The sequence below is a fragment of the Bacillus sp. UMB0893 genome, from assembly GCF_002858905.1.
In the GTDB taxonomy this organism is placed as follows: domain Bacteria; phylum Bacillota; class Bacilli; order Bacillales; family Bacillaceae; genus Bacillus_P.
Genome location: NZ_PKLB01000001.1, coordinates 848,131 through 862,358 on the forward strand (window position 1 = coordinate 848,131; position 14,228 = coordinate 862,358).

The 14,228-nt window shown below is 38.5% G+C and carries 16 protein-coding genes and 1 other annotated feature; of the genes, 14 read left to right on the forward strand and 2 right to left on the reverse strand.

Annotation, left to right across the window (positions count from 1 at the left end; genetic code table 11):
• The first annotated feature begins 236 nt into the window (after positions 1 to 236).
• The 3 genes from spoIIGA (at position 237) to sigG (ending at position 2,850) form a co-directional block, all read left to right on the forward strand.
• A complete protein-coding gene (gene spoIIGA, locus CYJ36_RS04305) occupies positions 237 to 1,166 on the forward strand; it encodes a sigma-E processing peptidase SpoIIGA (protein WP_101565123.1) in 930 nt (309 codons plus the stop codon).
• Positions 1,167 to 1,208: 42 nt separating this feature from the next.
• Positions 1,209 to 1,928: an RNA polymerase sporulation sigma factor SigE gene (gene sigE, locus CYJ36_RS04310; RefSeq protein WP_101565125.1), complete on the forward strand. Its 720-nt coding sequence runs from the start codon at positions 1,209 to 1,211 to the stop codon at positions 1,926 to 1,928.
• Positions 1,929 to 2,070: 142 nt separating this feature from the next.
• Positions 2,071 to 2,850 (forward strand): RNA polymerase sporulation sigma factor SigG, encoded by a 780-nt coding sequence (gene sigG, locus CYJ36_RS04315; RefSeq protein WP_142382672.1) that lies wholly within the window; start codon positions 2,071 to 2,073, stop codon positions 2,848 to 2,850.
• 30 nt (positions 2,851 to 2,880) lie between these two features.
• Here the strand turns inward: sigG and CYJ36_RS04320 are convergent, their stop codons facing one another.
• Together CYJ36_RS04320 and CYJ36_RS04325 are read right to left on the reverse strand one after the other, a co-directional pair.
• Positions 2,881 to 3,708 (reverse strand): TIGR03943 family putative permease subunit, encoded by an 828-nt coding sequence (locus CYJ36_RS04320; protein WP_101565127.1) that lies wholly within the window; start codon positions 3,706 to 3,708, stop codon positions 2,881 to 2,883.
• 16 nt (positions 3,709 to 3,724) lie between these two features.
• Positions 3,725 to 4,609, reverse strand: a complete 885-nt coding sequence (locus CYJ36_RS04325; RefSeq protein ID WP_101565129.1) for a permease — start codon at positions 4,607 to 4,609, stop codon at positions 3,725 to 3,727.
• A 165-nt stretch (positions 4,610 to 4,774) separates the two neighbouring features.
• Between CYJ36_RS04325 and CYJ36_RS04330 the strand changes: the two genes are divergently transcribed.
• From CYJ36_RS04330 to CYJ36_RS04385, 11 genes are all read left to right on the forward strand, one after another.
• Complete coding sequence (locus tag CYJ36_RS04330) at positions 4,775 to 5,032, forward strand: YlmC/YmxH family sporulation protein (RefSeq protein ID WP_101565131.1); 258 nt, start codon at positions 4,775 to 4,777, stop codon at positions 5,030 to 5,032.
• 98 nt (positions 5,033 to 5,130) lie between these two features.
• Entirely contained in the window at positions 5,131 to 5,964 is an 834-nt protein-coding gene (gene pgeF, locus CYJ36_RS04335; RefSeq protein WP_101565133.1) for a peptidoglycan editing factor PgeF, read from the forward strand.
• Positions 5,965 to 5,969: 5 nt separating this feature from the next.
• Complete coding sequence (locus CYJ36_RS04340) at positions 5,970 to 6,638, forward strand: YggS family pyridoxal phosphate-dependent enzyme (protein WP_101565135.1); 669 nt, start codon at positions 5,970 to 5,972, stop codon at positions 6,636 to 6,638.
• Positions 6,639 to 6,656: 18 nt separating this feature from the next.
• Positions 6,657 to 7,094 carry a cell division protein SepF gene (locus CYJ36_RS04345; RefSeq protein WP_142382673.1) on the forward strand — a complete coding sequence of 146 codons (438 nt, stop codon included), beginning with the start codon at positions 6,657 to 6,659 and terminating at the stop codon, positions 7,092 to 7,094.
• Positions 7,095 to 7,100: 6 nt separating this feature from the next.
• The gene (locus CYJ36_RS04350; protein WP_101565137.1) at positions 7,101 to 7,364 is read left to right on the forward strand and encodes a YggT family protein; all 264 of its coding nucleotides are present in this window, start codon (positions 7,101 to 7,103) and stop codon (positions 7,362 to 7,364) included.
• 149 nt (positions 7,365 to 7,513) lie between these two features.
• Entirely contained in the window at positions 7,514 to 8,290 is a 777-nt protein-coding gene (locus CYJ36_RS04355; protein ID WP_101565139.1) for a YlmH family RNA-binding protein, read from the forward strand.
• A gap of 96 nt (positions 8,291 to 8,386) precedes the next feature.
• Positions 8,387 to 8,893, forward strand: coding sequence for a DivIVA domain-containing protein (locus CYJ36_RS04360; protein ID WP_101565141.1), 507 nt, complete (start codon positions 8,387 to 8,389; stop codon positions 8,891 to 8,893).
• A 57-nt stretch (positions 8,894 to 8,950) separates the two neighbouring features.
• Positions 8,951 to 9,174 (forward strand) — a binding site (T-box leader).
• Between the two features lie 161 nt (positions 9,175 to 9,335).
• Positions 9,336 to 12,107, forward strand: a complete 2,772-nt coding sequence (ileS, locus tag CYJ36_RS04370) for an isoleucine--tRNA ligase (protein ID WP_101565145.1) — start codon at positions 9,336 to 9,338, stop codon at positions 12,105 to 12,107.
• A 280-nt stretch (positions 12,108 to 12,387) separates the two neighbouring features.
• The gene (locus tag CYJ36_RS04375; protein WP_101565147.1) at positions 12,388 to 12,759 is read left to right on the forward strand and encodes a TraR/DksA family transcriptional regulator; all 372 of its coding nucleotides are present in this window, start codon (positions 12,388 to 12,390) and stop codon (positions 12,757 to 12,759) included.
• 91 nt (positions 12,760 to 12,850) lie between these two features.
• Positions 12,851 to 13,333 carry a signal peptidase II gene (gene lspA, locus CYJ36_RS04380; protein WP_101565678.1) on the forward strand — a complete coding sequence of 161 codons (483 nt, stop codon included), beginning with the start codon at positions 12,851 to 12,853 and terminating at the stop codon, positions 13,331 to 13,333.
• Entirely contained in the window at positions 13,314 to 14,228 is a 915-nt protein-coding gene (locus tag CYJ36_RS04385; RefSeq protein ID WP_101565149.1) for an RluA family pseudouridine synthase, read from the forward strand. Before lspA ends, CYJ36_RS04385 begins: the two co-directional genes overlap by 20 nt.

The following is a 14,228-nucleotide window of genomic DNA, read 5'->3' on the forward strand; positions in this document are numbered from 1 at the left end:
TCTTCCCGGCTGTATATGGGGAAGAGAGGTTTTTTGCTTACGGTTCATAATTTTATAAAAATACCATTCTTTTTCATCGACAAATAATAGCTATATCTATCAAAAATTCTCTATTTTATCGGCAGTAACTGACAGACTTCCCGTAGATGTCTCCGCTATACTATTACTATCCAATCGGACAGTGCCCTTTCTTTTTTCGGGGCATGTGAAATCACCTTTGGAGAAAGGAGATTCACGTGTCGATCTATTTAGACGTCATCTGGTTTTTAAACTTTTCCTTTGATTTATTGCTGCTTCTTCTTACTGCGATTCTTTTGAAAAGGAAAATTTATAAGCTTCGATTATTGATTGGTGCTCTTATCGGATCTAGTATCGTTTTGCTTATGTTTACTCCATTGTCTGAGATTATGGTGCACCCAATCAGCAAGCTCGCAATATCCATCATGATGGTAGTAACTGCCTTTGGCTTTAAACGGTTTAAATATTTTACTCAGTCTTTATTCACGTTCTACTTTGTCACTTTTATGATCGGCGGCGGCATGATAGGAACTCATTATTTTATTCAAACGGAGATTGGGATATTAGATGGTGTCCTTATGACGAACTCTGGAGGATTTGGAGATCCAATCAGCTGGCTTTTTGTTTTAATAGGATTTCCTGCTACATGGTTTTTTTCTAGAAAACGTCTGGATGATTTGGAAATGAAAAAGATTCAATACGATCAAATAGTTACTGTATCCATTAAAATTGGAGACTTTCATTTTCGCTTAAAAGGGTTAATAGACAGTGGAAATCAGCTTTATGACCCGATTTCAAAGAGTCCTGTGATGATTGTGGATGTACAAAAGGCGGCTGAATATTTACCTGGACCTCTCATCTCCATTGCTTTGCAGGAAGATGTGATGGCAGCATTATCAGGCACCACAGAATCTCATCCGCTTGAACACCGAATGAGAATCATACCTTATCGTGTTGTTGGGAAAACAAATCAGTTTCTTCTAGGATTGAAACCCGATGAAATCATCATTATGACAGAAACAGAAGCCATTTTAGTTCCAAAAGCAATTGTTGGTTTAAACAGAACATGCTTATCGCCTGACGATGAATATGATTGTATTGTTCATCCGAAAATGCTGCAGGGTCAATCGGTTCAGGATGTTTCTTAACCATTTTACTCAGCACACCTGAAAAATAGAAGGGGGAGGAATATGAAAAAACTTAAATTGCAAATTACGTATCTTTGGTACAAATTATTAATGAAACTTGGTCTTAAAACCGATGAAATCCATTACATAGGCGGAAGCGAAGCTCTGCCGCCTCCGCTGTCAAAAGATGAGGAAGAAGTATTGTTGAAAAAGCTTCCGGGGGGAGATCAAGCAGCTCGCTCCATTTTAATAGAAAGAAATTTGCGGTTAGTTGTCTACATCGCCCGTAAATTTGAGAACACTGGCATTAATATTGAGGATTTAATCAGCATTGGAACAATTGGCTTGATAAAGGCTGTAAACACATTTAATCCTGAGAAAAAAATTAAGCTTGCCACCTATGCATCGAGATGCATTGAAAATGAGATATTAATGTATTTGCGCCGCAATAATAAAATTCGTTCAGAAGTATCGTTTGATGAGCCTTTAAATATCGATTGGGACGGTAATGAACTCCTTTTATCAGATGTTTTGGGAACAGAAGAAGATATTATCACAAAAGACCTTGAAGCAAATGTTGACCGCAAACTTTTGCTAAAGGCACTCCAGCAGTTGAATGACCGCGAAAAACAAATAATGGAGCTTCGCTTTGGCCTGCAGGGCGGGGAAGAAAAAACTCAAAAAGATGTAGCGGATATGCTCGGTATATCTCAATCGTATATTTCAAGATTAGAGAAAAGAATTATCAAACGATTGCGGAAAGAATTTAATAAAATGGTCTAAAATTTTTTTATCCAGATAAATTCCAATTGTTTCATGCTTTTGCCGGTTTTCGGGTAAATTTCAAGACGATAGCTTGTGCATATTTTTCCCACCTAAGGAGATACTTAACTCTGTACAGCAGCTCCTGTTAGGAGGGAAAAATGTGGCAAGAAATAAAGTTGAAATTTGTGGAGTAGACACTTCCAAACTTCCAGTCCTAAAAAATGAGGAAATGAGAATTTTGTTCCGTGAAATGCAAAGCGGTGAACTATCAGCAAGAGAAAAACTGGTAAACGGCAATCTTCGCCTCGTGCTGAGCGTAATCCAGCGTTTCAACAATCGAGGAGAGTTTGTTGACGATCTGTTTCAAGTAGGCTGCATTGGACTTATGAAATCAATTGATAATTTCGATCTTGGCCAAAATGTAAAATTTTCAACTTATGCTGTACCAATGATAATTGGGGAGATCAGAAGGTATTTACGTGACAACAATCCAATCCGTGTCTCCAGATCTCTTCGTGATATTGCCTACAAAGCTTTGCAGGTTAGAGAACAATTGATGAGCAAGACCTCAAGGGAACCGACAGCGGAGGAAATTGCCCGGGTTCTGGAAGTTCCGCATGAAGAAATCGTTTTTGCTTTAGATGCCATACAAGATCCTGTTTCTCTCTTTGAACCAATATATAATGATGGAGGAGATCCAATCTATGTCATGGATCAGCTCAGCGATGAAAAAAATCGTGACTCCCATTGGATTGAAGAAATTGCTTTAAAAGAAGGAATGAGACGGTTAAACGACCGTGAAAAATTAATTCTTAGAAAGCGTTTCTTTCAAGGGAAAACACAGATGGAAGTGGCTGAAGAAATTGGCATTTCCCAAGCGCAAGTATCAAGGCTTGAGAAGGCTGCAATCAAACAAATGAATAAGAACATACAAAATTAGGACTGTTCAACCGAACAGTCCTGATTCTTTTTAATACCGTCTATACACATATGGATCTTCTGGTGCTTTTATTTTTTTCCAGCTTTCAGCCTTTACATACGGGATCTTGGCCTTAAAAGGCTGATAATATATAGAAGATAATGTACCCTTGACATGAATCCATTCATCATCTTTTAATTTCACTTCTTCAGGAAATTCGACCAGCATCCCATAAACACCTGAATCGGCAATACAATGAATGATGCCAAAGCGCAGCACAAATAGCTGATTTTTATTAATCGATTCTCCTTTAAATGCAAATCCATCAAATTGAATTGTTTTATCCAAAAACTCTCCTGGAAACTGATAAATGGTTTCCATTCCTTTAAGGTAATTATCAGCACTTAAATGCAGTGAAGACATGGATGCATATTTCTCCAGCTCTTCCTGCATCAAATCATAGTAACCCTCTTTTCCGTAATAAACACTTGTATCGGGTCTTAAATATTGATTTCTGGAATAATCCCCTGAATCTAAATTTTGAAAGGTAAAACCCTTTGCTTTAACGATATTCGAATCCAATTTAGCAATTGGAAAAAAGAAACCTGCTATCAATGGGTAAATAAATATTGCATAAAGAACAAATTTCTTAATACCTGATCGTTTTTCATGAGGATGACAGCAATTCGAATCGCAGTGATCATCTTCAGGGGTTTTAAAATAAGTATAAGCCTGAATGATTGTCAGCAGAGCAAAAATAAAGATTGCGCTGTAGGATAAGTAAGAATATTTCATATTGATATAATTAGTGATGTTACCTGAGGCGTGCAGGTGAAAAAAGAAATAGGTAAAAGCCATTAATAGAAATAAACGGAACAATTCTAAAAACCCTCCTTTAAATAAGCAATGAACCAAATAATACAAAGACAGTGATATATAGGATTAAAAAGAAAACAAATTTTTTCTTAAAAGCATCCAGCAGCATGAGTGTATTTTTTATATCAAGCATTGGCCCATAAACTAAAAATGCAATAATTGAACCTGTTGAAAATGTACTTGTGAAAGACGATGCGATAAAAGCGTCAGCTTCTGAGCAAAGAGATAAAATAAAGGCAAGGCCCATCATTACTGCTGATGAGGATAGTTCATTTTGTCCTATCGCAAGTAAGGTTGACGTTTTAATAAATGTTTGCATGGAAGCAGCGATAAATGCCCCGATGATTAAATATTTTCCAACCGAGAAAAATTCTTCAACTGCGTGCTGCATGGCTCCCAAAAGTTTTTTCGGAAAATGCTGATCACCGGTATGGTCATGGCTATGTACATTTAGTGATTTCTTCTCTAAAAGCTGATTACTATCGTATTGATATGAAAGAATCAGACCGACTATAATCGATACAATGATTGCAAGTCCACCTCGATAGAGCATAATATCCCACTTGTTGCCAAACGCCACATAGGTAGAAAATAGGACGATTGGATTGATAACTGGTCCTGTAAGCATAAATGCAATTCCCATATGAAGTGGAACGCCCTTTAGAATAAGCCTTCTGACGATTGGAATGATCCCGCATTCGCATGCAGGAAATATTGCTCCAATTAATGTTCCATATACTACAGCGAGAATGCGATTTTTTGGTATGAACTTAGAGACCATCTGTTCAGTAATAAATATTTGGATGATCCCAGAAATAAATACTCCTAATAAGACAAATGGCATCGCTTCTATTAAGATGCTGATGAAAATTGAATTTAATTGAAAAAAAGTATCTTTTGTCATTGATATCCACCACTTCCATTGTTACACTACGTTATTTTTCACTGAAATTATATCATACTACTCTTCATGTTGAATTAGCATCAAACAAAACAAACACTATAAAAAGCGGGCATAGATACCTGAAGTCTTCTCATACAATAAAAGTAAGAAGAGGGGGCGGATACCGTGATGCATATTTCAGAATTTCAGACGAAGGATGTTGTCAATGTTTCAGACGGGAAAAAGCTTGGGATCGTTGGAGATTTCGACATTAATGTAACGACAGGGAAAATTCAGGCTGTCATTATCAGCGGTTCTGGAAAAGTACTCGGATTCTTTGGAAAAGAAGAAGAGCTTGTTGTTCCATGGAGAAACATCGTAAAAATCGGCGAAGATGTCATTTTGGTCCGTGTTAATAGGAATTTGGACCAAATTGGCGAATAATTTTAGGAATCTTCCTGCCTGAATGGGAAAGATGTGGTAAAATATAGTCGTGTATATGTAAACTAGAATCAAACTGTGTCGAAAAGGAATGAATTTTTATGAATGGACAGCAGCCATTTCACTTGCATCATGAAACTTATATGGATAGTCCTGTCTGGAAAGAAATCAATCGTGAGCTTATGATTGGTTTTACTACGAAAAACGGCGGAGTGAGCAAAGGCGATTTTCAATCATTAAATCTTGGTTTGCACGTAAAAGATAATCAAGATGACGTCATCGCTAACCGCAGTCATTTAGCTGAAACATTAGAAGTACCCCTTGAAAATTGGGTATGCGCAGATCAAGTACATGATAACCGCATTTATAAAGTAAACGGGTCCGATAGAGGCAGAGGTATTCTTACGTATGAGTCAGCCATTTCTAAAACAGACGGCTTATATACAGATGAACATAATCTGATGCTTGCCCTTTGCTATGCGGATTGTGTTCCATTGTATTTTTATGAACGCAATAAGAATCTGATAGGAACGGCTCATGCAGGGTGGAAGGGTTCTGTGAAAGATATTGGCGGAAAGATGATCGAAACCTGGCTGAAAGAGGAAGCTGCTGACATTGACGCTGTTTATGCCATAATTGGTCCTTCAATCGGTGCTTGCTGTTACGTTGTAGACAATTATGTGATCGAACAAGTAAATAATGCTCTGGGTGCTAGTGAAGTTTTGCCCTACCATCGTGTTTCGGATGGACAATATTCACTTGATTTAAAGCAGCTTAATAAACAGCTGCTCCTGAAAGCAGGCTTAAAAGAATCAAGGATTTTGACGAGCTCATTATGTACTAGCTGTGAATCTGATTTGTTTTTTTCTCATCGAAGAGATAAAGGATCAACCGGGAGAATGTTCAGCTTTATCGGTTTGCATAGGAGGAATTAACAACTATGAATGTTGCAGACAACTTGAATGATATACAATCTAAAATTAACCATACATGCGCTAAAATAGGACGAGATCCAAAGGAAATAGAAATTATTGCGGTAACAAAATATGTGAGTATTGACCGCACTAAAGAGGCCCTTGAGGCAGGCGTCCGGCACCTTGGGGAAAACAGGGATGAAGGCCTCAGCAATAAATATAATGAAATCAAAACACAGGCAAAATGGCATTTCATCGGTACACTCCAAACGAGAAAAGTGAAAGAAGTTATCGGTAAAGCAGATTATATTCATTCCCTAGACCGTATTTCTCTTGCAAAAGAAATTAACAAACGTGCCGATAATAAAGTTAACTGCTTTGTCCAAGTCAATACGTCTGGAGAAGAATCAAAGCATGGAATGGCGCCAGAAGAAGTTCTTCCGTTTGTTAAAGAACTTGAAAACTATCCATACATACATGTCTTAGGACTAATGACAATGGCGCCCAATACAGAAGATACAATCGTGCTAAGACAAGCTTTCAGCCGGCTCAGGGTTTTAAGCGGGGAAGTAAGAGCGCTAGACTTGCCGCATGCCCCATGCACAGAGCTCTCCATGGGAATGTCAAATGACTATGTGATTGCTATTGAAGAAGGAGCAACCTTTATTCGAATAGGTTCTGCTCTAGTAGGCTAATAATCGGAGGTGTCAAAAGTGAGTATCAAGAATAAGTTTAAAAGCTTTTTTGCCTTGGATGATGAAGAATATGAATATGTTGAACAAGAACGTTATCAGGAAGAGGAATATGAAGAAGAACAGCCGTTTCCTGCAAAAACGCAATCAAAACAGAATGTTGTAAGTTTGCAAAGTGTTCAAAAATCATCTAAAGTGGTTTTATGTGAGCCCAGAGTTTATGCTGAAGCACAGGATGTGGCAGATCAATTGAAAAATCGCAGAGCGGTTGTCGTTAATTTGCAGCGAATTCAGCATGATCAGGCAAAACGAATCGTAGACTTTTTAAGCGGGACTGTTTACGCTATAGGTGGAGACATTCAAAAAATAGGGTCGAATATTTTTCTTTGCACGCCTGACAATGTAGATGTCTCGGGTCAAATATCTGAAATTATATCTGAAGAAGATCAGAGGTGGTAAGGCCAGATGGGTTTAGTAGCTGACGTTTTATTTACATTATTGCAGATTTATTCGTATGCGATCATTATTTATATTCTGCTGTCTTGGTTTCCGAATGCAAGAGAAAGCGGATTTGGCCAATTTTTAGCTAAAATCGTGGAACCATATTTAGAACCTTTCCGCAGATTCATTCCTCCTCTTGGAATGATTGACATTTCCCCAATCGTGGCTCTGCTTGCTCTTCGTTTTGCAGGCTATGGGATTAATTCTATTTTTACGATGATTGGGTAATCATAATGGTGCAGGTGCCGTCAATGCGGCACTGTTTTTATTTTAAAGGTTAGAAAGTATAGGATATTTTCACGCATACATGTCTGGCGCAAACGACTAGCTCCTCGAAGCTCGAGGGCTTGCGATTTTTCTAATTAGTTTGGAGTTGGATGAGGTTGAATCATGTTTATCAGCATTTCAGACAGGAAGAACGGCATTTTATTGACCAGGTGATGGAATGGAGAGAAAATGTTTCTCTTCAGTACAGTCCTAAACTGACCGATTTTCTCGATCCGAGAGAGCAGGATATGGTCAGGGCGGTAATTGGGACAAATGGAGATGTGAACGTCTTGTTTTCAAGCGATGATATGGAGAGAAAACGGGCTCTCCTTTATCCGGATTACTTCACTCCTTCTTTTGAGGATTTTCATGTTTCTCTGATTGAAGTACACTATCCTGTAAAATATACATCACTTGAACACCGTCACATTTTAGGTTCGCTTATGTCACTTGGTCTGAAACGATCTAAATTTGGAGATCTTCTATTTTTCGAGGACCGAATTCAGCTTGTAACTGCAAAAGAAGTTGAAGATTTTATCGTAATGAATTTGAATGAAATCGGAAGATCGAAAGTTTCCCTTCAGCCGCTTGATTGGAAGCAAAGAATCCGTCATTCAGAAGCAATACAAGAATCTTCAGCAACCGTCAGTTCTTTAAGATTAGATGCTGTCGCTGCTGCCATTTATAACATCTCAAGGCAAAAAATCGGCATACTTATCCAAAATGGAAATGTAAAAGTGAACTGGAAAGTGATTGAACAGACTTCATTTGAATGCAGGGAAGGCGATACTCTTTCTGTCAGAGGTTTCGGCAGATCGAAATTATTATCAGTTGATGGCCGGACAAAGAAAGACAAATGGAAAATAACAATCGGAAAACAAAAATAATTTATGTGAAATAAGAGGAATTTTGCCCATTCTGTCTAATTATGAATTATACTGTTTTTAGAATGGGTTATTCATTACATAATGGAGGTGGCACTAGTGCCCTTAACACCGTTAGATATTCATAACAAAGAATTTAACAAAGGATTTCGCGGCTATGATGAAGATGAAGTTAACGAATTCCTTGATCAAGTAATAAAAGATTATGAAATGGCGATTCGCGAACGCAAAGAACTTGAAACGAAAGTAAGCGATCTGACTGAAAAATTAGGCCATTTTGCGAACATTGAAGAAACGCTGAATAAATCAATTCTTGTTGCTCAGGAAGCAGCGGAAGAGGTTCGTCGTCATGCTCAAAAAGAGGCCAAGCTGATTGTGAAAGAAGCGGAAAAAAACGCCGATCGCATCATTAATGAATCACTTTCTAAATCAAGAAAAATTGCTGTTGAAATAGAAGAGCTTAAAAAGCAGTCAAAGGTCTTCCGCACCCGTTTCCAAATGCTGATTGAAGCACAGCTTGATCTTCTAAAGAATGATGATTGGGATCATTTAATGGAGTATGAAGTTGAATCTCTATACGAAGAACGAGAAGAATCTAAAGCATAATCTTGACTAACGTATATATTTTCACATATAATACGGGAACTACTACAATTATAATCCATTGAAACGATGAGAGGGACAGTAGCTCTTTTCCACCTTTTAAAGCGAGACGGGGACGGTGTAAGCCCGCCAAAGGAGAAAGAATGAAAATCACCCTTGAGTTTTTTGCTGAACATGCAAATTGTAAGCAAAGACGGTTCATTCACGTTACGAATTTCGAGAGGATAGACGGATTCCGTTTATCTAAAAGGGTGGTACCGCGAGAAAACCTTCTCGTCCCTTATGGGGATGAGAAGGTTTTTTGTGTTTTTTTATTTAATAACCGTTTTCTTAATGATTGTTTTTTAGGTAAAAAGTCGGCATGGAGGTAAAGAAATAAAACTGATGCAGGACTTTTATATTGAAAAACAACATGCATTTAAAAAATTGTTTGGAGGAATACGAAATGGAGTACAAAGATACACTGCTTATGCCAAAAACTGAATTTCCGATGCGCGGAAATTTGCCAAATCGCGAACCGCAAATGCAGGGAAAATGGGAAGAAATGAACATTTACCAAAAAGTGCAGGAGCGAACAAAGGACCGCCCGATGTTTGTTTTGCATGATGGTCCTCCATATGCAAATGGAGATATTCATATGGGGCATGCTCTTAACAAGGTATTGAAGGATTTTATCGTCCGCTATAAGTCAATGACGGGTTATAACGCACCATACGTTCCGGGCTGGGATACTCACGGACTCCCGATTGAAACGGCATTAACGAAAAATAAAAAAGTAAACCGCAAAGAACTAAGCGTTGCTGAATTCCGCAAGCTTTGTGCTGAGTATGCGTGGGAGCAAATCAATAACCAGCGAGAACAATTTAAACGACTTGGTGTTCGCGGTGATTGGGAAAATCCATATGTGACCTTAAATCCTGAATATGAAGCACAGCAAATTAAAGTATTCGGTGAAATGGCGAAAAAAGGGTACATTTATAAGGGGCTAAAACCAGTCTATTGGTCTCCATCAAGTGAATCTGCATTAGCAGAAGCAGAAATTGAATATTACGATAAACGATCTGCTTCCATTTATGTAGCCTTTACAGTTACTGAAGGGAAAGACGTTTTGAACGGCGGAGAAAAAATTGTTATCTGGACGACAACTCCATGGACAATTCCTGCCAACTTGGGAATTGCCGTTCATCCAGACCTTGAATACAGTGTTGTTGTTGTAAAAGAAGATTCATTCATAGTTGCATCAGCACTCTTAGAAGCTGTTGCAAAAGAGCTTGAGTGGGAAGAATACAATGTATCTAAAACACTAAAAGGTGCACAGCTTGAAAAGGTTGTGGCAAAACATCCTATATATGACCGCGAATCTCTTGTCGTTCTTGGCGATCATGTAACAACTGAGGCGGGAACTGGCTGTGTTCATACTGCCCCAGGACATGGAGAAGATGACTTTATTGTCGGACAAAAATACGGACTTGGCGTTCTTTGCCCAGTTGATGAAAAAGGCCATATGACAAATGAAGCACCAGGCTTTGAAGGCATGTTTTATGATGCAGCAAATAAACCGATTACAGAACAGCTTGATGAAGCAGGAGCTTTACTTAAATTATCGTTTATTACGCATTCGTATCCTCATGACTGGAGAACAAAAAAACCAACTATTTTCAGAGCAACGGCTCAATGGTTTGCATCTATCAAAGATTTCCGCGAAGAATTATTAACGGCAGTTAAAGAAACAGAATGGGTTCCTGCATGGGGAGAAACAAGATTATTCAACATGGTCCGCGACCGCGGAGACTGGTGTATTTCAAGACAGCGCGCATGGGGTGTTCCAATTCCTGTTTTCTACGCTGAGAATGGCGAACCAATTATTACTGACGATACAATTAATCATGTTTCTGGATTATTCCGCGAGCATGGTTCAAACGTTTGGTTTGAACGTGAAACAAAAGATCTTTTGCCTGAAGGATTTAAGCATGAAGGCAGCCCGAATGGACAATTTACAAAAGAACAGGACATTATGGATGTATGGTTTGACTCAGGTTCTTCGCATCAAGCTGTTTTATTGGAAAGAGATGACCTGCAGCGGCCAGCGGATCTTTATTTAGAAGGATCAGATCAATACCGCGGATGGTTTAACTCATCTTTATCAACAGCTGTTGCAGTAACCGGCAAAGCACCTTACAAAGGAGTGCTAAGCCATGGATTTGCTCTTGACGGTGAAGGACGCAAAATGAGTAAATCATTAGGAAATGTCGTTCTGCCTTCAAAAGTCATGAATCAGCTTGGCGGAGACATTCTTCGTCTATGGGTAGCATCTGTTGACTACCAGTCGGACGTGAGAGTTTCTGATAATATCTTAAAGCAAGTTGCTGAGGTATACAGAAAAATCCGCAATACGTTCCGATTCTTGCTTGGAAACCTGGCAGATTTTGATCCTTCAAAGGATGCATTGTCATTTGATGAACTTCGTGATGTAGACCGTTATATGCTTGTAAAGCTGAATAATCTAACAGAAAAAGTGAAAAAATCATATGAAGAATATGAATTTGCAGCAATCTTCCATGCTGTTCATAACTTCTGTACGATTGAACTTAGCTCTTTTTATCTTGATTTCGCAAAAGATGTCCTGTACATTGAAGCACCATCCAATATAGAGCGCCGTGCTATTCAAACTGTTTTGCACGAAACGCTGCTTTCTCTAGTGAAGTTAGTAACACCTATCCTTCCTCATACTGCAGACGAAGTTTGGGCACATATTGAATCTGTAACAGAAGAAAGTGTTCAGCTTGTTGATATGCCGGAAGTGAAAACACTTGAAAATGCAGATGCATTAGAGAAAAAATGGGATGCATTCATGGAAGTTCGCGACAACGTCTTAAAAGCACTTGAAGTTGCTAGAAATGAAAAAGTAATTGGCAAGTCCCTAACTGCAAGCATTGAGCTTTATGTTGATGCTGAAACAAAGCAATTGCTTGAATCAGTCGAAGAAAATCTTAAACAGCTCTTTATCGTGTCTGGCTTTACATTAGCTGGTGAATATGATGCAGCACCAGAAGATGCTCATGTATTTGATCATGTGAAAATTGCCGTAAAACAAGCTGAGGGCGAAACCTGTGAAAGATGCTGGGTTGTCACAACAGATGTAGGCAGCAATGAAAACCATAAAACACTTTGCAGCCGCTGTGCAGCAATTGTGGATGAAAATTATACGATTGCATAATCTTGAAAACCGCTGACTTGTTCAGCGGTTTTTTGAATTTATATGTTTATTAAATGAGGTGGCGGCTGGAAAAATTGGAAAGTGTTTATCGGTGAATTGAAGAACTTTTCGGATCGTTCAAGGATAAGTACTAGGTTTTTTTACTGAAAAAATCTATTTGGCCACGTGTGAACTAACCAGCTGATTTCTCCTTCTTCAAAAGGAAAATTCTTAAAAGCGTGAGCCTGGGAAGATCGGACAAACTATCAGTACAAAGCAAGTACACAAGGAGTTGTCCGCTATGAATTTAGACGCCATTTGGTATGAGCTTCAATTAATGCAGCAAGAGCTGAAAACAAGATTATTTGATCACTGTTTATTTGAAATGAATGTAAATGAACAAAATTTATTTTACCCATTAAAAGAAAAAACGTTTATGATTCATGTAAAAGAAGAACTGAATGATGTAGAAAGAGCATTGCAGAAGATTGAAAACGGCACTTTTGGTATATGTGAAGAGACAGGAATTCCAATTGAGCTTAAAAAGTTAGCCATTCTCCCCACAGCAAGGACCATCCATGATTTTGCATTTCAAGAATTGTATGAAAGAAAATCTCTGCCTCATCAATATCTCAATCATCAATCTCACTATGAAGTGAGCGAATATCATTAAAACACTGTTTTTAAGGAGATACAAGCTTTACTCTTCTTTTTTGCCTGTGATACAATTCAAAGGTACATTAAAGGAAAGTTGGGGAAAGCTTGTGCTTTACTATATCATCGCCCTTTTTATTATTGCGCTTGATCAGCTGACTAAATGGCTGATTGTAAACGAATTGGAAATCGGAGAAAGAATACCTGTTATTGAAAACGTATTGTATATTACCTCACATCGCAATCAAGGTGCTGCCTGGGGAATTCTTCAAGGCCAGATGTGGTTTTTTTATGTGATTACCGTTATCGTTGTAATTGGACTCGTGATCTATATTCAGAAATATGCAAAAGACCAGCGATTAATGGGAATTGCGCTTGGACTTATGCTTGGCGGAGCGATAGGGAATTTTATAGATCGGGTTATTCATCAGGAAGTTGTGGACTTCGTTCAGACCTACATAGGAACATACCCATTTCCTATCTTTAACATAGCAGATTCATCTCTTTGTGTAGGAGTTGTTTTGTTATTTATTGTCATGCTTTTTGAAGGGAAACAAGAGAAGGAGAAAGTGAATGAACAGCATAGAAATTAAGATTGATGACAGCAATAAATTTGAACGATTAGATAAACTGCTCGTGGCAGAGCAACCTGACTGGTCAAGAAGCCAGGTTCAAATTTGGATTAAAGAAGGCCATGTAAAAGTGAACGACGCTGAATCCAGAAGCAATTATAAGGTTCAGCCAGGCGACACTGTTACACTTCTCATTCCAGACCCGGAACCGCTGGATGTCATGCCAGAGGAAATGAACCTTGATATCTATTACGAAGATGGGGATGTCCTCGTTGTAAACAAGCCAAAAGGGATGGTCGTTCATCCTGCTCCGGGCCATTTAACAGGTACACTTGTGAATGGATTAATGGCTCATTGCAAGGATCTGTCAGGTATAAATGGAGTAATGAGACCTGGTATTGTTCACCGGATTGATAAAGATACTTCTGGTCTTTTAATGGTTGCAAAAAATGATAAAGCTCATGAATCGCTGGTTAATCAGTTAGTAGAGAAATCAGTCACAAGAAGATATCAGGCAATCGTTCATGGCGAAATTAAGCATGACAAAGGAACGGTCGATGCGCCAATTGGCCGCGACAAACAAGATCGCCAAAGCATGACGGTAACAAATGAGCACAGTAAAGATGCTGTAACTCATTTTCATGTTCTTGAGCGTTTTGAAGGATATACTTTAATTGAATGTCAGCTTGAAACAGGAAGAACGCATCAAATTCGTGTTCATATGAAATATATCGGATTTCCGATAGTAGGAGATCCGAAATACGGACCTAAAAAAACAATGAAAATAAATGGACAGGCGCTGCATGCAGGGGTACTTGGCTTCAAGCATCCGAGCACGGGGGAATACCTTGAATTTAAAGCCCCTCTGCCTGCAGAATTTGAGGCAGTAATCTCTGAACTTAAAAATAACCGTTGA